Below are 21232 nucleotides of genomic sequence, written 5' to 3' on the forward strand. Positions count from 1 at the left end.
GGAGCCTTTCAACTCAGCCAGGGAAGCATGGGGTTGACCAACCCGGATGCCACCAGGCCGGTGAGCAGGAGCACCGCCGAGGCGGCGAGGGTTTCGGGCCAGCGGCGCGGCAGCACGCCGGTGGGGGAGCGGTGGGCGAGGGCCCGTACGAGACTGCGCGCTCGGCCGCCGGCCGGAGCCGTGGCGACCCCGGCGGAAGCGGAAGCGGAAGCGGAGCCGGAGGCGGAAGCGAAGGTGGAAGCGAAGGGCTCCCCGGAGGTCGCCCCGCGCGCGGCGGGTGCCTCCGGACGCAGCTCGGTGATCAGGTCGCGGACCAGCGGGCCGTTGATCTGGCACTGCACCAGGAAGTAGAGGAGCAGACCCCAGTTGGGCTCCCAGCCGTTGCGGGCCACGGCCAGCGCCAGACCCGCCGCGGCCGCGCCGTTGGAGAGGACCAGCCAGAGCAGCGAGACGCCCACCACCCGGCGGGCCATGCCGCCGGAACGGGCGGGGCCCCGGGTGCCGGTGGGCACCCAGTCGGCGCTGCGGCCGCGCAGGGTGTGCAGGAAGGCGGTGGCGGCGGCGACGCTCGTCAGGACGTTCGCCCGGATCACCTCCACCCGCCAGCGGGTCCTGCTGATCCGCGGCAGCAGCACGTGCCAGAGCCACAGCGGGGCGAGCAGCGGCAGGACGTGCCAGGGCCGGATGTCGTCGGGGTACCAGAACATCATCACCAGGGGCGGCAGCGGCGCCGCGAAGGTGTTCACGGCGGCGGCCAGGTAGCCTACGACGCCCTCGTAGAAGCACAGCCGCATCCGCCAGGGCGCGCCCATTCCCCGCAGGACGGGCGAGGTGAGCAGGTGGAGGTTGCCCATCGCCCACCGGTACTGCTGGTTGACGAAGGAGGTCACCTCGTCGGGGGAGGTGCCCTTGGCGACCAGGACCGGCACGTACAGGGTGCGGAACCCCCGCGCGTGCAGGGCGAGGCCGGTGTAGAGGTCCTCGCTGTGGTCGAGGCGGGCGAAGCCGCCGGCCAGGTCGATGGCGGCGCGCCGGTAGACGGCGTTGCTGCCGCAGCAGATGGCGGCGTCGCTCGCGTCCCGGGACGGCTGGATCCAGCGGAAGAACCATTCCTGGGCGGAGCCCGCGGCCCGCTGGATCCAGCCCATGGTGCCGTCGGTGTCGAAGCACTGCGGGCTCTGCACGATCCCGACGGCCGGGTCGGCCAGATAGGGCACGAGATGGCGCAGGAAGTCCGGCCGGGGAGCGAAGTCGGCGTCGAGGATGGCGATGAACTCGGCGCTGCTCAGGGTCAGTGCGTGATTGAGGTTCCCGGCCTTCTTCAGGTGCCCCCGGTCGGGCCGTACGACGTACTCGTACCCGTACGAGGCCGCCAGCGCGGCGACTTCGGGCCGGTCGGCGTCGTCGAGGACCCATGTGGTCAGCGCGCCGGCCCAGTCGACGGCCGAGACCGCGCGGTAGGCGTTGTCCAGAACGGGGAGCGGCTCGCCGCAGGTCGGCAAGTACAGGTCCACACCCGGCAGTCGGGCGGGCTGCCAGGCGCGTACGAGCACCTCGTGCGAGGGTCGGGTCAGCCTGCGCTGGCGCAGGCTGTTCACGGAGGAGAGGGCGAGGGCGACCAGGTTGAGCCCCAGGACGGCGAGGAAGGCCCAGAGGGCCGGAGTGCGCAGTGCGAAGGTGAACATGGTCGCGGCGGTGAAGACGAAGGCGAGGCTCGTGCTGATGAGGACCCAGCGTCGTTGCGGGCCGAAGTACCAGTAGAGCTCTTCGTCGGACGGAGGTTGCGGAAGATGATGAAAGCTCATAAAGCCCCCCACGGCTTATTTATGCGCCCGTTTCAGGTGGCCACCATAGCGCCAGAGGTATAGACCATTTGTTTCCGCACGGCCAACACATGCAATCGGCCACGGGATTGGCGCATCTCAAGTGGTCCAGACCTTTGCTCCATTCATTCGACCGGCCGCACCGGCCCCGCCGGGAAGATGCAGGTCACGGGCGGGTGAACAGACACCGAAGACTTGCGTGGCCGGGCGGGACCTGCGGGGTCCTTCCGCTTCGGCCGTGCCGGGACGGTCCCAACCGGCTACGCTCTGGCCGTGCTTGAGGATCCGGACAGGGGAAGCGCCGGCGATCCGCCCGAGTGGCAGGCGCCGCCGCGCATGATCGGCGGACACGTCGCGGGACCGGCGGTGATCGGCCGGACGGACGGGCTCGTGGTGCTCGTCCGGCAGGTCCTGGCCTACCCGGCCGGGCTCGAGATCGAGGTGGAAGCCCACGCGCGCGGCGCGTCCCCACCGCCCGGCGGGCCGGGATCCGACCCCATCGGCTCCACCGGGCCCCCGCAGCCGGCCTTCCGCCTCCGGCTCGGCGACGGCACCATCGTGGTGCAGGACGAGGACGCCGGACTGCGGGACGGGCGCGGACCGGTGATGGTAGTCAGTGGGTACACGGAGTCCTGGGGCGGGCCGGACGGCGGCCATGACCTACGGCTGACGCTGTGGACGTGGCCGCTGCCGCTGCCGGGCCCGCTCGCGCTGTCGTGCGCGTGGCCGGAACGCGGACTGCGGGACGCCACCTTGATCCTGGACGGGGCCGCGGTGCGCGCCGCGGCCCTTCGGGCCCGGCCGTTCTGGACCGGAGGGGCGTGAGGACCCACCGGTGACGGCCGGGCCGGGGTTGCGGATCGCGGCCCCGCCGCGGCGGCGGCCGCGGATCGCCGGGGGCAGGACCCGCTGGACCCGGTGTCGGGCTCTCAGGCCCCGTCGCCGTCGCCACCGTCTGCGCAGGGTCCTCGTACACCGGGTCGAGGGCCAGCAGTGCGCCGCCGCGGGCCGGAGCGGTGAAGCCGAGGGTGGACAGCAGGAGGCGGCAGCCGCCCGTGTCCGGGGCCATCACGCGCTCGGCCATCAGTCGCTCCACCCGCGGGGCCAGCCGGTCGCCGAAGTAGGTGAAGTACCCGCCGAGCACCACCGCGCGCGGGTTCAGGACGTCCGCCAGCAGGGCAAGCCCGAGGCCGAGCCCGTCCGCGACCCGGTCCAGGGCCTCCAGCGTGCGGGCGTCCCCTGCGGCCGCCCGCGCCTGGAGGTCCGTGAGCCGTGCCTCCAGGTCGAGGGAGGGGTCGTGTACGGGATCCCCGGGGCCGGCGGCGTGCCGCAGCAGGGCGGTGAGCCCGACCATGGTCTCCCAGCAGCCGCGGCGCCCGCAGGCACAGAGCGCGCCGCCCGGGTCGAGCGGCATGTGGCCGATCTCCCCGGCGAACCCGGAAGCTCCGCGGTGGAGCCGGCCGCCGCTGATGATGCCGCCGCCCACGCCCGTCTCGCCGGTGACGTAGATCAGGTCGTGGATACCGGCCGCGGAAGCCTCCAAGTACTCGGCCACCGAGCCGAGTTTGGCGTCGTTCTCAAGGCGACGCAGCGCAGGCGCCCCGCGCCCCAGGCGGGCACGGATCCCGCTGACCGCTTCCACGTCGTGCCAGCCGATGTTCGCGGCGTAGACGACGGTGACCCCGGCCGTGGCGATCGCGGCGGCGTCGAGGGTGGAAAGGGCCTCGCCGACCAGCCCGGCGGCGCAGTCCAGGACGGCCTCGGGTCAGGCGCCGCGGACGCCCATGGCGACCCGCCTCTCGAAGGTGGTGTCCCCGCCCAGGGTGAGGGCGACGACGGCCAGGTAGGCCTTCGCGGAGGACTTCGAGAACGTCGACTCCGGCTGGTACCCCGTCGTCGTCGGCTCGGCGGGCGGCAGTACGGCCGACCCGCGCACGCACCTCGCTCAGCTCAACGCCCCGTACACGCAGGCCCCTCGACGACCTCACCGTCGACGACCTCGGGGCCACGGCCTCGCCCAACCTGGCCCTGAACAAGCCGACCACGGCCTCCTCGGTCCAGTCCGCGGACCACCCGGCGACGGCCGCCACCGACGGCAGTGCCACCAGCCGCTGGTCCTCCGCCTTCGCCGCCGACCCGCAGTGGATCCAGATCGACCTCGGATCCGTGAAGAACGTGAACCGGGTGGTCCTCGACTGGGAGGTCGCCTACGGCCGCGCCTACAAAGTCCAGTTGTCGGACGACGGCGTCAGCTGGCGGGACGTGTACTCCACCACCGCGAGCGACGGGGGGAGGGACGAGCTGACCGGGTTGAACGGCAGCGGACGCCACCTCCGGGTGACCGGCACCCAGCGGGCCACCGGCTACGGCTACTCGCTCTGGGAGGTCGAGGCCTACTCCTGACGGGCGGGCACGCGGAACCGGCCCCCACCCCTCCGGAGAGGGGTGGGGGCCGGTGTGCCGGACGGCGGGCTCAGAAGCGGCTGGAGACGGTGGCTCCGGCGAAGTCCTGGGCGGCGTGCAGGCTGACGTAGAGGTAGCCGGCCGGCGGGTTGTTGACGGTGAGGGTTTCGGTGTTGCCGGTCTGGGCCGAGCGGGCGGTGTAGTTGCTCGTGGTGGCCCAGGTGGTGGGGCTGTAGTAGAGGTCGGCGTTGCCGGTGCCGCCCGAGACGGTGATCTTGAGGGAGGCGGTGCCGGCGGGGACGTTCACGTAGAAGTAGCGGTAGTTCCCGGCGGTGGCCGCGACGTTGGAGCGGCCGCAGTCGGCGCCCAGCACCCGGATGTCGGCGTCCGCGCACTCCACCTGGGCCGTCCCGAACTGGGTCGAGACGGTGACGCCGGCGAAGCCCTGGACGGCGTGCAGGCTGATGTAGACGCGGCCGGCCGCGGGGTTGTTGATGGTCAGCGACTCGGTGTTGCCGCTCTGGGCCGAGCGGGCGGTGTAGTTGCTCGTGGTGGCCCAGCCGCTGGGGCTGTAGTAGAGGTCGGCGTTGCCGGTGCCGCCCGAGACGGCGATCTTGAGGGAACCGGTGCCGGCCGGGACGTCCAGGTAGAAGTACCCGTAGTTGCCGGTCGTGGCGGAGACGTTGGAGCGGCGGCAGTTGTCGCCCAGCACCCGGACGTCGGGGCTGGTGCACTCGCCGGTCCCGCCGGTTGCGACCGTGACCGCCTTGCTGGTGGTGGCGGTGGCACCCTTGTTGTCGGTGACCGTGAGCTTGACGGTGTAAGTACCCGCCGCCGCATAGGTCTTGGCCGGGTTGGCGGAGGTGGAGGTGGTGCCGTCACCGAAGTTCCAGGCGCGGGAGGCGATGGTGCCGTCCGCGTCCGTGGAGGTGTCGGTGAAGGTGACCGCCAGGGCGTTCACGGCGGTGGTGAACCCGGCCACCGGGGCCTGGTTGGCCGGCGGGTTGGTGCCGCCGCCGCAGTCGCCGGCCGCGCACTTGACCAGCCAGGCCGCGAAGTCGGCGTCGTAGCGGGTGCCGATGGTGGAGGTGAGCAGGGTGCGGGCGGCCGCCCAGTTGCCGGCGCGGTAGTGGCCGAGCAGCGCGGCCACGTCCTGCGGGTGCGACTGGATCAGGTAGCGGACGGCCAGGTAGCCCCAGCGGTAGACGCGGGTGGAGTCGGAGTTGTCGTAGGTGGTGTCGAACAGCGTGCTGAGCTTGTAGGTGTTCTTGCCCGCCTCGACGGCGGCCTGGTCGTAGGCGACGCCCCGGTAGGAGTAGGAGATGTACTCGGCCAGACCCTCGACCCACATCACGGTCGGGGTGGTCATCCCGGCGTCGAAGTCGCCGTACATGTTGTAACGGCCGTCGAGGTAGTGCGTGTACTCGTGGTTGAGGTTCCAGATCTGGAACTCCGGCCGGACCCACTCCGCCTCGTAGGCGATGAAGCGCGGCTGGTTCCCGGTGACCGAGGGGTCGCCCTCCAGGTACATGCCGCCGTTGTTGGTGCTGATCCCGAAGATGACGCCGGCGTAGGCCTGGTAGTCGGCGCTGGAGTCGAAGGCCACCACCTCGAGCGCGGTGTTCTTGTCGTTGGCGACGGGGCCGCTGTCCTTGACCACGTTGTGGAAGAAGGCGTTCTGGTTGGCCAGGCTGGTGCAGCTCGCGCCGAGTTCGGAGGCGGTCATCTGCTGCGCGACGATCCGCAGGCTCGGGCTGCAGGTGTGGTTGACCGTCAGGACGGCGGCACGCACCCGCGCCGGCAGGTCGCAGGTCCCGTAGTAGGAGCAGTTTGCCGCGTCGTACGAGGTGGTCATCTCGGCGAGCGGCACCCACAGCGAGGCGGTCCGGCCGGTGATCGAGGTGCGGTCCAGCAACTGCTTGACGAGCGGCCGTACGGTCGCCTGGAGCGCCGAGTGCTGGAGGAAGCGGCCCAGTTCCCGGCCGGCGTTGGCCGTCAGGTAGCTCTTGTCCGTGCCCAGGAGCGCGTCATGGGTGACGGCGAAGTCGCGCAGCACCGTGAGGATGCTCGGGTCGGCCTGGACGGCGGGCAGGAACTCGGCGGTCTGGTGGCCGCGGAACAGGACCGTGTAGGCGTTGTTGACCGCTGCGACCATCGAAGAGGAGCTGTTGTACGAGGAGTTGTAGCCGGTCAGCAGCCGCTTGGCGACGCCGAGGTAGCGCGCGTTCTCCTGGGCGCTGTCGATCAGGATGACCGACTCGCCCAGGGTCGGGCCGTTGGCGTCGGTCACGTCGGCCGCGCGCGGGGAGGCGAAGAAGGTGTCCAGGGCGCCCCGGATCGAGCTCTTCAGGGCCGGGCCGTAGGCGCCGACGGTGGACTCGTTGTACCACTGCACGTAGTACCCGGCGCGCAGGAAGAGTACGAGCTGCCCGGTCTTGGTGCTGTTGTCGCCCGGGTAGGTGGCGGCGGAGGTGCGCAGGGCGTCGGCCACCGAGACCATCTGCGCCTCGCGGAAGGCGGCCTTCGCGTCGTTGCCCTTGAGCAGGAACAGCGAGTTCACGCAGTCCATCTCGGAGGCCTTGATCTGCTGGACCAGCGCGGCCCCGGTCTTCGAGGTGAAGTCCGCGACGTTGCAGGCCGCGGCCAGGGCCTCGGCGGCGGCAGCGGCGCCGGGCGCCAGCTGCGCCTTGGAGGACTGCTGTTCGGTGCGCGCGGCCTCCTTGGTGGCCCGGAGCGGGGCGCGCTCGGACAGGTTCGCGTCGGGACGTGCGGCGTGCTCGGCCCTGAGCGCGGCCGCCGCGGCGGCCGGGGTCGAGGGCTGCGGGGCGGCGCCGGACTTCATGGCCGGAGCGGGCGCGGCGGGCTTGATCTCGCGCGCGAAGGCCTGGCCGGCGGGGGCGAGCATCGTCAGGCCCAGACAGCAGGCCAGGGCGGCTATCAGGGGCCGGGCACGGCCCTTCGTGGTGGGGGAACTGCGCATGAGGGGTGGGCCTCCGAGCCGGTCTGCGGCCGCGCTGGCAACGCGGCGAATGTGGAAAGCGGACCGTGACGTCGACGGGAGTTGGTGGGGATTTCAACTCTGTCGTGTACACGGCTATGCAGTGTGCGATGTAACATGGCACACATCACATGGCTCTGGAAGTCCCCGCGGGGCAGTTCTCGACATCTGAGTGGTCGTCAGGTGTGGTTTCGGGGGGCGATCTGTCCGGTTCACCTGAGGTCGTCCCGGTTCCCCCGTCACCGCATGCGCCGCGCGCGGGGCGCGCCCATACTGAGTCCGTGAGGCGTACTCGTACGGTCTTGCTGTGCATCGCCGGTCTGATGGGCGCGGCCCTTCCGGCGGGGACGGCCGCTGGCGTGGAGCCGGCCGCGGCTCCGGCTCCGGGGACATGCGTGAACTCACCCGACCCCGCCCAGGGCGACGCCCTCAAGGTGCTCACCATCGCGCAGCAGGCCCAACGGGAGTTCGGTCTGAACTCGGTGGTCCTGCGGGTGTCCTCCGATGGCCGTGAGGTGCTCACCAAGGCCCTCGGGGAATCGATGACGGGAGTCCCGGCCGAGCCGTCCATGAAATTCCGTACCGGGTCGGTGGCCATCGTCTACATGGGCGCCGTACTGCTCCAACTCGTCGACGAGGGCAAGGCCTCACTCGACGACCCCGTGTCCCGGTGGCTCCCGGACGTGCCGCACGGCTCGGAGATCACCCTGCGCATGCTGGGCAGTTCCACGTCCGGCCTGCACGACTACGTCACCGACCCCGCCTTCCTCGCCCAGTTGGAGGCCAAGCCGTTCCGCCAGTGGTCGGCGGCCGAGGTCATCGGCATCGCGACAGAGAAGCCGCTCCTCTACGAGCCGGGCACCAACTGGAGTTACTCGCACGCCAACTTCAATCTGCTCGGCGAGGCGTTGGAGAAGATCAGCGGCCTCCCGCTGGACCGGCTGCTGAAAGAGCGGGTGTACGAACCGCTCGAGCTGAGCGGGACCAGCAACCAGTACACCCCGCAGATCCCGGAACCGGTCCTGCACGCCTTCACCTCGGAGCGCGGCACCTACGAGGAGTCCACCTTCTGGAACCCCTCGTGGACCACCACTCCCGGTGCGGTCCTCGTCCAGAACATCTGCGACCTGGACCGGTCCGCGCGCGCCGTCGGGACCGGGGAACTGCTGTCGGCGAAGTCCTTCAAGACCCAGCTCGACCCGGGCACCATCGGCCTCGGCCACCCGACGGCCTCCTGCCCGGACACCGTCTGCCTCCTGACCAATACGCAAGCCCACCACTTCGGCCTGGGCGTGATCGTCGTCAACGGCTGGATCCTGACGAACCCGTCCTTCTCCGGCTACGCCGCCATCCAGGCCTACTTGCCGGCGGAGAAGCTCGCCATCTCCGTCACCGTGACCCAGGGACCCAAGAGCCCAGCGGGCAATTCGGCCCAGACCATAGCCGAGCGCATCTCCGCCGCCCTCGCCCCCGGCCACGTGCTCAAGATGCGCTGACCTGAGGAGACTTCCTCAGTACGAACCCGCCATGATCACCTCCACGCCAGAGCCGCTGATACGCGTCCTCTACGACGAGTCCCGCCCGGACCTGCGGGAGCCGGCCCGTCCGCGGCCGATCCGCATGTACGTGTGGGAGCCGATCCGCACGGAGTCGGACGCACCCGCCCCGCTCGTCGTCGTCTCGCACGGCACCGGAGGCTCGGGCAGCGAGATGGAGTGGCTGGTCCGCCCGCTCCACGCGGCGGGCTTCCGGGTGGTGGCCCTCGACCACCACGGCAACAACTTCGTCGACGGCTACGAGCCGGAGGGCTTCCTCCACGTCTGGGAACGACCCCGGGACATCTCCTTCGCCCTCGACGCGCTCGCCCGGGAACAGCCCCTCGGCCCGGTCGGCGTGGCCGGCTTCTCCATCGGCGGCTACACGGCCGCGGCGCTGGCCGGGGCCCGCGTCGATCCGGGGATCCTGTGGGCCGTGCTCACGGGCGAGGCACCGCTGCCGGAGATCCCCGAGTACCCCGGAGTGCTGGAGGCCCTGCGCGCGAAGTACCCGCAGGACGAGGCCGCACGGCGCACGCTGGAGGGTGCCGGGGGAAACCTGTCCGATCCGCGGGTACGCGCGGTCTTCCAGGTGGCCCCGGGAGTCGGCGGGCTGGTCACCCGGGAGAGCCTCGAGGCCGTACGGGTACCGGTGGCCATCCGCTGGGCCGGAGCGGACACGATCACCCCGTACGAAGCCGACACGCGGCCCTACCTGGAGTACATCCCCACCGCGAGCGGCCGCTCGGTCGGCCCGGCCGTCCGGCACGAGGACTTCTTCGCGCCGGAGCCCGCCGACCCGACCGCCCGGGTACGGGCCGGCGAGGACGCCGCGGCCTTCTTCCTGGAGCAGCTGGGCTGACCCGCACGAGGCCGGTGCCGGGTCAAAGGCTCGCGAGCAGGTCTTCGAGGGGCGCCGGTACGCGGTCCCCGTCGAGGGCCTCGACCAGGACGCGGCCGTAGCGGATCTTGCGCCCCTTCTTCGTGCCGAGGAAGCGCCGCACCTGCTGCTGCGCCGGGCGGCCCTGCTGCGCGGGCTGGCGCAGGAAGGTCCGCAGGGCTCGGTGGTCCCCCTCCTCCCGGACGAGTTCCTCCACCCTGGGCACGCCCAGCGCGCGGATGAGCTCGTCCTCCAGGTCCGCCGCGCAGACGAAGAACCCCTGCGGCTCGGCGCCGGCCCGCTCCCAGCCGCGCGCGTAGAAGTCGCGCTCCCTCTCGTCGCACAGGCCCGTGAGGCGCAGGCCCAGACCCCGCGGTCCGAGGAACCGGGCGAAGCGCGCGACGCTCATCGCACCGCCCATCGGCAGGACGCAGACCCCTTCGGAGGCCAGGTTCCGGCCCCGTCTCGTGGCCAGGGCGTCGACCGCTTCGGCGTCGCTCGCCCCTTCGAGCAGCACGACGGTCCGTACCGGCAGCCGCGCGGCGAGCTCGCGCGCGGCGTCCGCCGCCTTCCCGGCGTCCCCCACGTCACCGAGCCCACCGGCGTCACCGGCCGCCCACGCGGTCACCGCATCCCCGAACGCCACCATGTCAGCCATGGGACGAGTCTGATCCCCTTCCGGCCGCCGCGGTACGGAATTTCCGCCGGTGAGGGCGCCCGCCCGCCGGGAGCGCCTGCCGGGGCCGCTTGCCGGACCCCCGTCGGCGGCGCCTGCCGGGACCGCCCGCTCCGGATCGCGCCCATCCCGGCCGTCCGGCCCGCTCCGCCCGTCCGCGCGGACCCGGACGATCGAACCTACGATGGACGGGAACCGGGTGCGGGCGGCTCGCCGCGACGCCGCCAGTCCAGGCCGCCCGGGGCGGGAGAGCCATGACAGAGGTCGCCGACACGGCACGGACCGTGATCCTGACCGTGGACGACGATCCGGGAGTGTCCCGGGCCATCGCGCGCGACCTGCGGCGACGCTACGGCTCCGGCTACCGGATCGTGCGCGCCGAATCCGGCGAATCCGCGCTGGACGCCCTGCGCGAGCTGAAGCTCCGCGGCGACCTGGTGGCGGTGATCCTCGCCGACTACCGCATGCCGCAGATGAACGGCATCGAGTTCCTCGAAGAAGCCCTCACCGTGTACCCGGGCGCGCGCCGCGTCCTGCTGACCGCCTACGCCGACACCAACGCGGCGATCGACGCGATCAACGTCGTCGACCTCGACCACTACCTCCTCAAGCCGTGGGACCCGCCCGAGGAGAAGCTCTACCCGGTCCTGGACGACCTCCTCACCGCCTGGCGGACCGGCGACCACCGGCCCGTGCCCGCCACCAAGGTGGTCGGACACCGCTGGTCGGCCCCCTCGTCGAGCGTGCGGGAGTTCCTGGCCCGCAACCAGGTGCCGTACCGCTGGTACTCCTGCGAGGAGCCGGAGGGGCAACGACTGCTGCGGGCGGCCGGCGCCGACGGACAGCGGCTGCCCGTGGTGATCACCCCCGGGGGCACCGTGCTGATCGAACCGGCCGCGCCCGACCTGGCCGCCCACGTGGGGCTCGCGACCACGCCGACCGCCGACTTCTACGACCTCGTCGTGATCGGCGGAGGCCCGGCCGGGCTCGGCTCCGCGCTGTACGGGGCCTCCGAGGGGCTGCGTACCGTACTGGTCGAGCGGTCCGCGACCGGCGGACAGGCCGGGCAGAGCTCCCGCATCGAGAACTACCTCGGCTTCCCGGACGGAGTGTCCGGGGCCCAGCTCACCGAACGGGCCCGCCGCCAGGCCGGCCGCTTCGGCGCCGAGATCCTCACCGCACGCGAGGTCACCGGACTGGAGGTCAACGGCGCGGCCCGCCTCGTCCGCTTCTCCGACGGCTCGGCGATCGGCGCGCAGAGCATCATCCTGGCGACCGGGGTCTCCTACCGCCAGCTGGGGGCGCCGGGCTGCGACGACCTCACCGGCCGCGGGGTGTACTACGGCTCCTCGCTCACCGAGGCCTCCTCCTGCCTCGAACAGGACGTGTACGTCGTCGGCGGCGCCAACTCCGCCGGACAGGCGGCCATGTACCTGGCCCGCGGCGCGAAATCGGTGACGCTCCTGGTGCGCGGGAAATCCCTGGCCGCGTCCATGTCCTCCTACCTGATCCAGCAGATCGAGGCGATGCCCAACATCTCGGTGCGCACCCGCACCGCCGTCGAATCGGCGCACGGCGACGGCCACCTCGAGCAGCTCACCCTGCGCGACGTGGACACCGGCGCGACCGAACTCGTCGACACCCAGTGGATGTTCGTCTTCATCGGCGCGGCCCCGCTCACCGACTGGCTGGACGGTACGGTGCTGCGCGACGACCACGGCTTCATCCTGGCCGGGCCGGACCTCACCCCGGACGGCCGGCCGCCGGCCGCGTGGGAACTGGACCGGCCGCCCTACCACCTGGAGACCAGCGTGCCCGGCGTGTTCGTGGCGGGCGACGCGCGCGCCCGGTCGGCGAAACGGGTCGCGTCAGCCGTCGGAGAGGGAGCCATGGCCGTGATGCTCGTCCACCGGTACCTGGAGGAATCGTGAGCGGGCAGGCGATGCCGTGCTCCCCGCGGGAGATCGGCTCGCTCTTCCTGTTCGAGAAGCTCACCCCGGAGCAGCTCGGGCGGCTGTGCGCCGAGGGCCGCGTCGAACGCTTCGACACCGGCCCCGTGTACACCGAGGGCGACCCCGCCACCTGCTTCTACGTGATGATCGAGGGCACCGTCGTGCTGTCCCGCCGGGTCGGCGGCGACGAGGTGGAGGTCGGCCGGACCTCCCAGCGCGGGGTGTACGCGGGCGCCATGCAGGCCTACCTGGGCGACCGCGTCCAGCAGACGTACAACAACTCGATGCGGGTGACCGAGCCGACGCGGTTCTTCGTCCTGCCCGCGCAGTCCTTCTCGGACGTCATGCGGGAATGGTTCCCGATGGCCGCGCACCTGCTGGAGGGGCTCTTCTTCGGCGCCAGGAGCACCCAGCAGGTCATCGGCCAGCGCGAACGGCTCCTGGCCCTGGGCTCCTTGTCCGCAGGACTCACCCACGAGCTCAACAACCCGGCCGCGGCGGCCGTCCGGGCCACGGCCACCCTGCGCGAACGCGTGGGCAAGATGCGGCACAAGCTGGCCCACATCTCCCAGGGGAACTACCCCCGCGAGGCGATCGCCGAGCTCATCGAGATCCAGGAACGCACTGTCGAACGCGTGGCGAAAGCACCGGCGCTGAGCCCGCTCGAGGCCTCCGACCGGGAGGACGAACTCGCCGACTGGCTGGAGGACCACGGGGTCCCCGAGGGCTGGCGGATCGCACCGGTCTTCGTCCAGGCCGGCCTGGACACCGACTGGCTCGAGCAGGTCGCGGCGAGCGTGGCCGAGGACCTCCTGCCGGCGGCCATCGGCTGGCTCAACTACACGGTCGAGACCGAGCTGTTGATGGACGAGATCGACGACTCCACCACCCGCATCTCCCACCTCGTGGACGCCGCGAAGCAGTACTCGCAGCTCGACCGCGCCCCGCACCGGGTCGTCGACGTCCACGAACTCCTCGACAGCACCCTGCTGATGCTCTCCGGCAAGATCGGCCCCCGGATCCGGGTGGTCAAGGAGTACGACCGCTCCGCGCCGGACGTCCCGGCCTACCCCGCGGAACTCAACCAGGTGTGGACCAACCTCATCGACAATGCCGTCTTCGCCATCGGGAGCACGGACCGCGAGGGCACGCTGACGGTCCGCACGGCACGGGTGGGCGACCGGCTGCTCGTGGAGTTCCGCGACACCGGGCCCGGCATCCCGCCCGAGATCCGCAGCCGCATCTTCGACCCCTTCTTCACCACCAAACCCGTCGGTGAGGGCACCGGTCTCGGTCTGGACATCTCCTGGCGGATCGTCGTCAACAAGCACCACGGCAGCCTCCAGGTCGAATCGGCCCCGGGCGACACCCGCTTCCAGGTGCTGCTCCCGCTGACCGCCCCGGAACCCGATGCCGATGCCGTTCCCGAGAACGAGTCCGAGACCGAGACCGAGGAGCCCGTATGACCGCCACCGACGGAGTCGACCCGAGCGTCCCGCCCTCCGGCAGCGGCTGCGCCGATTGCGACGCGGTGGGGGGCTGGTGGTTCCACCTGCGGCGCTGCGCCCAGTGCGGCCACATCGGCTGCTGCGACTCCTCGCCCGCCCAGCACGCCACCGGGCACTGGAAGTCCACCGGGCACCCGGTGGTGCAGAGCTACGAACCGGGCGAGGACTGGTTCTGGGACTACGCGGCCGACGAGCTCTACGAGACCGGCCCCGAGCTGACCCCGCCGTCCGGCCACCCGTCCGACCAACCGGCCCCGGGCCCGTCCGGCCGGGTCCCCGAGGACTGGACCCGCCGGCTCCACCGCTGACCCGGGCGGGTCAGAACGGCCTCGTCGGCAGGTACTTGCCGTCCAGGGTGATGACCGCGCGCTCGCCGCCATCGGGGTCGGCGACCTTCTTCACATCGAGCTTGAAGTTGATCGCGGAGACGATCCCGTCGCCGAGCTGCTCGTGGACCAGGGCCTTCAGCGTGGTGCCGTAGACCTGGAGCATCTCGTAGAAGCGGTAGATCGTCGGGTCGGTGGGGACACCGCCGGGGACCGAGCCGCGGGTCGGGATGGTCTGCAGCAGCCGCGCGTCGTCGGCGTCCAGGCCGAGGAGAGCCGCCACGGCCTCGGCCGAGGCCCGGGGCAGCGGGTGCTGGCCGAGGACGGCCGCGGTGACGAAAGCGACCGACAGGCCCGCGGCGTCCGCGATCCGCTGCCAGGTCAGGTCCTCGCGGATCTTGGCGTCCACGGCCTTGACGGCCAGAGCCTGACGGGCGGTGTTGTCGAACTGCGCGTGCACCATGAGAGGGCTTCCTTTCGGTGAGCCGCTCACCGGACGTGGGGGCGAGCGGCGGATGGGATGACGGATGGATGGCGGATGGGACGGGGGAACGCGAGCCGGGGGAACGCGGACCAGGGATCGGGGGAGCGGCGGCGCTCAGGCAGCGGGGGAGAGCGGGTGCGGGGCGCCGAGCTCCTCGACGCCCCCCGCCCGGATGTCGTAGACCCAGCCGCGCAGGGTCACCGACCCCGCGGCCAGGGCGCGGGCCACCGACGGGTGGGTGGCCAGGTTCGCCAGCTGCGCGCGCACGTTCTCCCGTACCAGGGCATCGACCCTGCGCCCGCCTTCCTCGGCGGCGGTACGGGCGAGCGAGGCGTCCGCGTGGCGCAGCCAGCCGGCGACCGCCGGGGCGGCGCTGAGGTCGTGCCGCTCGGCCAGGGCCGTCATCGCACCGCAGGCGGAATGCCCACACACCACGATGTCGCTCACGCCCAGGACCGTGACCGCGTACTCGATGCTGGCCGCCACCCCGTCCGTACCGGGGGCATGGGCGGGCACGAGGTTGCCGGCGGTACGGATGACGAACAGCTCGCCCGGCTCGCTCTGGGTGATCAGCTCCGGCACCACCCGGGCATCGGAGCAGCTGATGAACAGGGTGCGCGGCCGGTGGGTCGTCGCCAGCAGGGCGAAGAGCTCCGCCTTGGCCGGGTAGACATCCCGCCGGAACTGGGCGACGCCCTCGATGAGGTCGTGCATGGTCACTCCCTTCGATGACTGCCGACCCGCGGGGCCGACGAGATCCACCATGCACGACCTGCACCTATAGCGTCCAAGACGCATTGACCATGTCTGCTATAGATGCCATCTATACTCGGTTCCATGGCCCTGGAACTCCGTCACCTGCGCTACCTGCTCGCCGTCGCCGAACACGCCGGCTTCACCCGAGCCGCCGAAGAACTGCGGATCTCCCAGCCGACCCTGTCCCAGCAGATCAAGCAGCTCGAAGGCATGGTCGGCGTCCAGCTCCTGGACCGTACGGGCCGCGGCGGCGTCCGCCTCACCGACGCCGGCGAAACCTACGTCCAGCACGCCCGCCGGGCCCTGCGCGACCTCGCCGCCGCCGAACGTGCCGTCCACGACGTCGCCGACCTCGCGCGCGGCCACCTCCGGCTGGCCGTGACGCCGACCTTCACGGCCTACCTCGTCGGGCCGCTGGCCGCGGAACTCCACGCCCGCCACCCCGGCATCACCCTGGACGTCAGGGACATGGCCCAGGACCGCATCGAGGCCGGCCTGCTCGCCGACGAACTCGACCTGGGGATCGCCTTCGACGGGCCGCACCTGCCCGGCATCACCGCGACCCCGCTGTACGCCGAGACCCTCAGCCTCGTCACCGCGGCCCGCCCGGCCGGTTCCGACCCGCAACCACCCCTGCCCGTAGCGGATGTGGGGGACCGTCAACTAGCGCTGCTCAGCGGAGATTTCGCCACCCGAGGCCATATCGACACCTACCTGGCCGGCCACCGGGTACGGCCGCGCATCGCGGTGGAGGCCAATTCGGTCCAGACCCTCACCGAGATCGTTCGGCGCACCGACCTCGCGACCGTCCTGCCCGACGCGGTCACGGAGGACCACCCCCATCTCGCCCCCGTCCCCCTCGAACCGGCCCTGCCCACCCGCACGGTCGCCCTCCTCGGACGCGAGCACGCCTACCGGAGCTTCGCCGCGGGCGCCTTCATCCGGCTCGCCCACCACCACGTCCGGGCCCGCGGCTACACCCCGGCCTGAGCATCCTCAAACGCGCCCGGCGCGGCGCAGGGCGCCGGGTGTGGTGCCGTACCAGCGCTTGACGGCCCGGCGCAGGGCGCGGGCGTCTGCGTAGCCGCTCCGGGCGGCGATCGAGTCGACGCTGAGGTCACTGTCGTGGAGCAGCCGGGCGATGTGGTCCCGGCGCACGGTCTCGACCTCCTCGCTCCACGTCGTGCCGTGTTCCTCGAGGCGCCGCTGGAGGGTCCGCGCGCTGACGGTCATGCGCTGCGCCACCGAGGACAGCGTCGGCGCACCCTCGTCGTAGGCGGAAGCCAGGGCGGTACGGAACAGATCCAGCCAGTCGTGCAGCGGGATCGCGCCGGCGAGAGTCTGCTCGGCGTGCCGGCGGAGCACGGCCGACAGCCCGGGCTGGGCGTGCGGCGTCGGGGCGCTCAGGTCGGCGGCGAGGAAGGTGATCGAACTGTCCGGGGCCTCGAACTCGATGTTCCGGGTTCCGTAGAGCTCGATCAGGACGTCGTGCCGCAGCGGCGCCCGGGCGGCGAGGGAGACGCGCAGGGGAACGAGGCACCGCCCCGCGGCCTCGCCGAGCCGGCGCCGGTACAGGCCGAGGGCGTAGCCGCGGATGCCGCAGGCCGCCTCGTGGGTGATGTCGGCCCGATTGACGTGGCTGATGGTGACGCGTTCGCCGTCCTCGGTGATCCGCATGCCGTCGGTGAGGGGGTCGGCGACGGTGGCGAAGTAGGCCGCGGCGTCCCGGATTCCTTCGAGCGGGGTGGGCGCGGACGTGATCAGGTAGTCCCAGACCCCGAGAGTGCCGATGCCCGACTCCCGCGCCAGCAGCACGGACATCTCGGTCCAGGGAGCGTGGACCGTCGTGAGCTCCGCGATCCGGATGGCCGTCGCCGAGGGAGTGCGGCACAGGTCGTCGTTGAGGTGCTGGGGCGCCATGCCCGGCAAGTGGGCGTATCCGCGCGGGTGTATGCCGACCAGCTGCGCGACGTTGGCGCTCAGACGGGCGAGGGCGGAGGAGGTTGTCCCCTGATGTGCGTGCGAGACCACAGCGGCAGAGCATAGTCCAGCGTGAATTACCAGGTCATCGTGGGGGTGAGGGGTCTACTGTCCCCAACATGGCGCACAGGGTCCCCCCGTGGCGCGGTCGGTCCCCTTGCCGGCGCGTGCGGCCATGGAGGAGGTGAACTGCCGGGCCCTAGTGTGGCGATCGTTCCCGCACGGTACGGACGGCACGGACGGAGCGAAGCCCTCCCACGGGGGTGGGGGGCTCGCGATCCGGCCGCCCGGGAGCGTGACCCCGGACCCCGGACTCCGCGCCCAGGGCGCCGGACAGACGACCGGCGGGGCCGCGGCGACAGCGGCGACCACCCCGCCTACGCGGTGCGGCGCGAGGCCGACGGGTCCCGCCCGCCGCTGCCCGCCGACGACCCTGCCCGCCGACGACCCTGCCCTACGACGGCCGGCTGATGGCCGACACCATGTCCGGCCCGCCTCCTTCCGCGGCCTGACCCTGGACGCGTGACGGCCGGGGAGGCCGTGTTCAGCAGCGGCGGCGGTCCTGGGTGACGGTGCCCTGGGCCGTGGCCACCGTGCGGTCGTAGCAGCCGCCCGGCACCCCGGTTCCGTACAGCCGGTAGCGGGCGGAGGTGGTGGCGACCGCGTGCCGTTGGTCGCGCGGGACGTTCGCGGTGTAGGTCGCGTCGCCCGTGTACCGGTCGTCGAGCCGGGACCGGCCGGTCTCCCGTCCGCCGCGCAGGACCACGGTGTCCGCGCGGTCGCCGAGCGAGATGACGGTGCGGAGCCGGTCGCCCGCACCGAGCGTGGTCTCACCGTCCATGGTGTACGTCCGGCTGGTCCGCGTGGTGACGGCCCCGCGCGTCACGCTCTCCTCGTCGGTCCAGGTCGCGGTGAGCGCGTCGCGGTCCTCTCCCTCGGTCCAGCGGTGGACGGAGCCGAGGTGCACCGCGCGGCTGACGGTGGTCGTGACCCGGCCGTGGGAGGTGTCCAGGTACCCGGCCACGGTCAGCCGGTGCCCGGCCTCGGTGTCCACCCGGTGCTCGGCGCCCGGCGCCGCGGGCGTCCAGCGCGAGGAGTTGGCCGGATCGCTCTGTTCCTCGCGGGTCAGGGCCCCGCCGACCACCTCGCGGCCCGCGTCCTGCCAGAGCAGCAGATTGGTGGGAGTGCTCCAGCCGCTCTGCCCGGCCGGAACTCCGGCGACGGAGACCTCGATGCGGTGCGGACGGCCGTCGTTGAGGAGGGCGGCGTACGGGGTGAGGTCGTAGCGCAGCGGCTGCACGTCGAAGGCGCGCGGGCCCGGGGTGACGTACCAGAGGAACGGGTTGGACCAACCGCCGGTCCAGACGGTCGGGAAGGGTGCGGCGATGCCGGCGAGCCTGCCGTCGACGGATATGCGGACCTCGCGGTGGGGGCCGCCGGCGGCCTCGCAGGAGTACGGGGCGGGGTCCGGGGCGCTCAGGTACCAGTACTCCTCACAGCCGCCGCCGGAGCCCGTGGCGTAGACCTCGGCGAGGAGGCGCTCCGTATTGCGCGGGAGCGTGACGGCCGGGGTGGTGAGCGGGACGACCCGGTCCGGTGGGACGACCCGGTCCGGCGTGCGGCCGGCTTCCGCGGCGTCCTCGGCCGCGTAGAAGGTCAGGGTGACCTTGACATCGATGACACCGGTGTAGGTGTCGTTCACGACATTGCCGATGAGCATCTCGACGGGCTGCGGCCGGCTCAGCGTGTCGCGGTACCGGGTGACGTCCTTTTCGACGGACCAGGCGATGCCGTCCGGCGAGGGCTGGGGCGTGGAGGTGCGCAAGAGCTCCACGCCGCCGAGGGAGAGGTGGCCGAGGCGGTCGTACTGGCGCCCCTTGACCTTGCCGTCGAGACGGAGCACCACCTTCGCCCAGTCCGCCGGACCGCAGGCGGTGGGAGGCGCGTAACCGCCCCGGTACGGGGTGAAGTCGCGGAACTGTGCCTCGGCGAGGGCCACTTCGCAGGACCGCGTCGCGGGCCGGGCCACGGGCGGGGCGGCGGTGAGCGGATCGTGCCAGTCCGTTCCGAACTCGGAGGGCGGTGGCGGCTGCGCGCCCGTCGGCGAAGGTGCGGGGGCCGAGGCCGGGGTGGGCGCGCCGCCGGGTCCGGCCGCCGCTGCCGGGCCCGCGGCCGTGAGGGTGGCGGCCGCGAGGGCGAGCGCGCCCAGCGCGCCCGTGAACCTGTGTCGTCTCATGGGCCCGCAGTGAAACCCGGCCCGGCGCGGGGGCGCCAGAGCCGTGCCCCGGCCCTGGCCGGATCCCGTCGCCGAGAGGTGGCGGGCAGCGGATCCCGCCGCTCCGGCGTCGCGCCGCGCCGCCCGCGTCAGAGCTTCCCGAAGACCACACCGCGCCAGGACCATCCCGCGCCGAGGACCGCTTCGCGGAGCGGGTCCTTCAGGTCCGAGCCGTCGAAGCGGAACACCTCGGCGGCCTCGAGCGCGCCGTCGGCCCCCCGCTCGACCTTCCGGCGCCAGGACACCGTGGTCACCTGCCCGCGAGCGGCCCCGGCCGACGGGGCCAGCCGGGGCGTGCCCCCCAGCCAGGTGACCTCGAACTGCCGGTCGATGCTGCGGACCTCGTGGGCGACCGGGTCCAGGCGCAGGTGGATCTGGAGCACGCGGCTCATCCGGGTACGGGCGAAGAAGATGTGCCACGCGGGCTCCCGGACGCGCCACTCCGCCACCAGGTCGGCGCCCTCGGGGGCTCCCCCGCGCACGACGTACGGCGCGTCCGCCCCGAAGAGCCCGAGCAGGACCGCCCGTACCTCCTCGGCGGAACGCGGCGCGACACCGCTGTCGGGGTGCTGGGTGCCGGTGAGTTTGTCGAAGAGACCCATCGGACCACCGTAGGGACATCCGGCCGTTCGACACAAGATCGAACGATCCGCCCGCCGCCTGCTCCATCGCCCACGTCCGGTCTTCTGGACCGAAGCGTGCCGATCTTGTCCCTGCTCCGTAACAGACGTCTGAGACGCTGTGGATGAGGGAAATCCGTTCATGCAGGCCGGCCTGGGTGCCGGTACGGAGCAAGGCGGAGGCCACGAAGGCCGGCTGCCGCGCAGGGCCGACAACGGGGGAACACCATGAACACTGCCGTCCGTACGAGCCGCAGAGGCTGGAAGTCCTACGTCATCGGGGCCGCGACGGTCACCGCGCTGCTCGCGTCCGCGGCATGCTCGCCGGAAGGGGGCGACGGGCCGGACGACCGCAAGCCCACGGCCCGGCCGAGCAGCCCGGGTACGCCGAGCACCTCGGCCACGCCCGGCGCGACCGGCACGCCGAAGCCCGGCGACACGCCCTCGGCGGAGCCGACCCCGGGAGCGACCGGCACCGGCGGCGGCGGCGGTGGCGACGGCGCCATCGCCCTCTGTGCCCCGGGCGAGGTCTCGATCACTTCCAGCACCGAGGACGAGAAGGGCCAGGGCGTCCGGCACATCCTCCTCACCCTCACCAACACCGGCAAGAAGACGTGCAAGGTCTACCGCTATCCCCTCATCCAGCTCGGGAACGCCCAGCGGCTGGTTCCCGAGATCAAGGAGAGCGCCCCCACCCCCGGAGAGCCCTTCTCCACCATCGCCCCGGGCAAGGAGACGTACGCCGCGCTGCTGCTCAACGGTCCCATGGACGAGGCGCCGGCGAAGACCATGACCGTCCAGCTCCAGGACCGCAAGCTCGGGAGCAAGCTGGGCGAGCCGGTCAAGGTCGCCTTCCCCGGTGTCGACACGGTGTACTACAACGACTTCGCGAAGGTCACCCACTGGATGACCGCCTCGGGTCTCGCCCTGCGCTTCATCATGTCGTCCTGACGATCCGGCACCCCGGGCCGTCCTCTAAAGTGACTCCACCGGTCGGTCCGTGCGCCCCGGAGCGT

17 protein-coding genes are annotated in these 21232 nt (G+C 72.2%); 8 read left to right on the plus strand and 9 right to left on the minus strand.

From position 1 onward, the window contains the following. Positions 1-8: 8 nt before the first annotated feature. Both OG247_RS40565 and OG247_RS40570 read right to left on the minus strand, forming a co-directional pair. Complete coding sequence (locus OG247_RS40565; protein WP_327256971.1) at positions 9-1805, minus strand: glycosyltransferase family 2 protein; 1797 nt, start codon at positions 1803-1805, stop codon at positions 9-11. Between the two features lie 631 nt (positions 1806-2436). After that, positions 2437-3576: an ROK family protein gene (locus OG247_RS40570; protein ID WP_442813692.1), complete on the minus strand. Its 1140-nt coding sequence runs from the start codon at positions 3574-3576 to the stop codon at positions 2437-2439. A 275-nt stretch (positions 3577-3851) separates the two neighbouring features. Between OG247_RS40570 and OG247_RS40580 the strand changes: the two genes are divergently transcribed. Then, positions 3852-4226, plus strand: coding sequence for a discoidin domain-containing protein (locus tag OG247_RS40580; RefSeq protein ID WP_327257805.1), 375 nt, complete (start codon positions 3852-3854; stop codon positions 4224-4226). Between the two features lie 70 nt (positions 4227-4296). Here OG247_RS40580 and OG247_RS40585 read toward each other — a convergent pair whose 3' ends face one another. Continuing rightward, the gene (locus OG247_RS40585; RefSeq protein WP_327256974.1) at positions 4297-7206 is read right to left on the minus strand and encodes a collagenase; all 2910 of its coding nucleotides are present in this window, start codon (positions 7204-7206) and stop codon (positions 4297-4299) included. A 413-nt stretch (positions 7207-7619) separates the two neighbouring features. On the opposite strand from OG247_RS40585, the gene OG247_RS40590 reads away from it, so the two are divergent. Then, on the plus strand, positions 7620-8720 hold the full coding sequence (locus OG247_RS40590) for a serine hydrolase domain-containing protein (protein ID WP_327256975.1): 1101 nt from the start codon (positions 7620-7622) through the stop codon (positions 8718-8720). A gap of 31 nt (positions 8721-8751) precedes the next feature. After that, positions 8752-9621, plus strand: coding sequence for an alpha/beta hydrolase family protein (locus tag OG247_RS40595; protein ID WP_327256976.1), 870 nt, complete (start codon positions 8752-8754; stop codon positions 9619-9621). Positions 9622-9643: 22 nt separating this feature from the next. Here the strand turns inward: OG247_RS40595 and OG247_RS40600 are convergent, their stop codons facing one another. Continuing rightward, entirely contained in the window at positions 9644-10297 is a 654-nt protein-coding gene (locus OG247_RS40600) for a TOPRIM nucleotidyl transferase/hydrolase domain-containing protein (RefSeq protein ID WP_327256977.1), read from the minus strand. 272 nt (positions 10298-10569) lie between these two features. Between OG247_RS40600 and OG247_RS40605 the strand changes: the two genes are divergently transcribed. The 3 genes from OG247_RS40605 to OG247_RS40615 are packed head-to-tail and all read left to right on the plus strand — an operon-like array spanning position 10570 to position 14083. Then, complete coding sequence (locus OG247_RS40605; protein WP_327256978.1) at positions 10570-12246, plus strand: FAD-dependent oxidoreductase; 1677 nt, start codon at positions 10570-10572, stop codon at positions 12244-12246. Further along, positions 12243-13733 carry an ATP-binding protein gene (locus tag OG247_RS40610; protein WP_327256979.1) on the plus strand — a complete coding sequence of 497 codons (1491 nt, stop codon included), beginning with the start codon at positions 12243-12245 and terminating at the stop codon, positions 13731-13733. Before OG247_RS40605 ends, OG247_RS40610 begins: the two co-directional genes overlap by 4 nt. Then, on the plus strand, positions 13730-14083 hold the full coding sequence (locus OG247_RS40615) for a UBP-type zinc finger domain-containing protein (RefSeq protein WP_327256980.1): 354 nt from the start codon (positions 13730-13732) through the stop codon (positions 14081-14083). The genes OG247_RS40610 and OG247_RS40615 overlap by 4 nt, the downstream gene beginning before the upstream one ends. Positions 14084-14093: 10 nt before the next feature. On the opposite strand, the gene cynS is transcribed toward OG247_RS40615, so the two are convergent. Both cynS and OG247_RS40625 read right to left on the minus strand, forming a co-directional pair. After that, the gene (cynS, locus tag OG247_RS40620; RefSeq protein ID WP_327256981.1) at positions 14094-14564 is read right to left on the minus strand and encodes a cyanase; all 471 of its coding nucleotides are present in this window, start codon (positions 14562-14564) and stop codon (positions 14094-14096) included. Between the two features lie 135 nt (positions 14565-14699). Beyond that, the gene (locus OG247_RS40625) at positions 14700-15299 is read right to left on the minus strand and encodes a carbonic anhydrase (protein ID WP_327256982.1); all 600 of its coding nucleotides are present in this window, start codon (positions 15297-15299) and stop codon (positions 14700-14702) included. Positions 15300-15422: 123 nt separating this feature from the next. Here OG247_RS40625 and cynR point away from each other — a divergent pair, with 123 nt between their 5' ends. Next, a complete protein-coding gene (cynR, locus tag OG247_RS40630) occupies positions 15423-16331 on the plus strand; it encodes a transcriptional regulator CynR (RefSeq protein ID WP_327256983.1) in 909 nt (302 codons plus the stop codon). A 6-nt stretch (positions 16332-16337) separates the two neighbouring features. On the opposite strand, the gene OG247_RS40635 is transcribed toward cynR, so the two are convergent. The 3 genes from OG247_RS40635 to OG247_RS40645 form a co-directional block, all read right to left on the minus strand. Beyond that, positions 16338-17372, minus strand: a complete 1035-nt coding sequence (locus tag OG247_RS40635; RefSeq protein ID WP_327256984.1) for a helix-turn-helix domain-containing protein — start codon at positions 17370-17372, stop codon at positions 16338-16340. Positions 17373-17865: 493 nt separating this feature from the next. After that, on the minus strand, positions 17866-19557 hold the full coding sequence (locus OG247_RS40640; protein ID WP_442813538.1) for a peptide-N4-asparagine amidase: 1692 nt from the start codon (positions 19555-19557) through the stop codon (positions 17866-17868). Between the two features lie 128 nt (positions 19558-19685). Further along, complete coding sequence (locus OG247_RS40645) at positions 19686-20198, minus strand: hypothetical protein (protein WP_327256985.1); 513 nt, start codon at positions 20196-20198, stop codon at positions 19686-19688. Between the two features lie 246 nt (positions 20199-20444). Here OG247_RS40645 and OG247_RS40650 point away from each other — a divergent pair, with 246 nt between their 5' ends. Beyond that, positions 20445-21167, plus strand: a complete 723-nt coding sequence (locus OG247_RS40650; protein ID WP_327256986.1) for a DUF4232 domain-containing protein — start codon at positions 20445-20447, stop codon at positions 21165-21167. Positions 21168-21232 lie beyond the last annotated feature (65 nt).

It is taken from the genome of Streptomyces sp. NBC_01244 (assembly GCF_035987325.1).
In the GTDB taxonomy this organism is placed as follows: Bacteria; Actinomycetota; Actinomycetes; order Streptomycetales; family Streptomycetaceae; genus Streptomyces.

Excerpts from the sequence above, each read along its gene's own strand:
- OG247_RS40605 (WP_327256978.1), top strand. The coding sequence starts at position 10,570 with ATGACAGAGGTCGCCGACACGGCACGGACCGTGATCCTGACCGTGGAC.
- OG247_RS40585 (WP_327256974.1), bottom strand. The coding sequence starts at position 7,206 with ATGCGCAGTTCCCCCACCACGAAGGGCCGTGCCCGGCCCCTGATAGCC.
- OG247_RS40600 (WP_327256977.1), bottom strand. The coding sequence starts at position 10,297 with ATGGCTGACATGGTGGCGTTCGGGGATGCGGTGACCGCGTGGGCGGCC.
- OG247_RS40640 (WP_442813538.1), bottom strand. The coding sequence starts at position 19,557 with ATGAGACGACACAGGTTCACGGGCGCGCTGGGCGCGCTCGCCCTCGCG.
- OG247_RS40645 (WP_327256985.1), bottom strand. The coding sequence starts at position 20,198 with ATGGGTCTCTTCGACAAACTCACCGGCACCCAGCACCCCGACAGCGGT.
- OG247_RS40565 (WP_327256971.1), bottom strand. The coding sequence starts at position 1,805 with ATGAGCTTTCATCATCTTCCGCAACCTCCGTCCGACGAAGAGCTCTAC.
- OG247_RS40650 (WP_327256986.1), top strand. The coding sequence starts at position 20,445 with ATGAACACTGCCGTCCGTACGAGCCGCAGAGGCTGGAAGTCCTACGTC.
- OG247_RS40625 (WP_327256982.1), bottom strand. The coding sequence starts at position 15,299 with ATGCACGACCTCATCGAGGGCGTCGCCCAGTTCCGGCGGGATGTCTAC.
- cynS (WP_327256981.1), bottom strand. The coding sequence starts at position 14,564 with ATGGTGCACGCGCAGTTCGACAACACCGCCCGTCAGGCTCTGGCCGTC.
- OG247_RS40595 (WP_327256976.1), top strand. The coding sequence starts at position 8,752 with ATGATCACCTCCACGCCAGAGCCGCTGATACGCGTCCTCTACGACGAG.
- cynR (WP_327256983.1), top strand. The coding sequence starts at position 15,423 with ATGGCCCTGGAACTCCGTCACCTGCGCTACCTGCTCGCCGTCGCCGAA.
- OG247_RS40615 (WP_327256980.1), top strand. The coding sequence starts at position 13,730 with ATGACCGCCACCGACGGAGTCGACCCGAGCGTCCCGCCCTCCGGCAGC.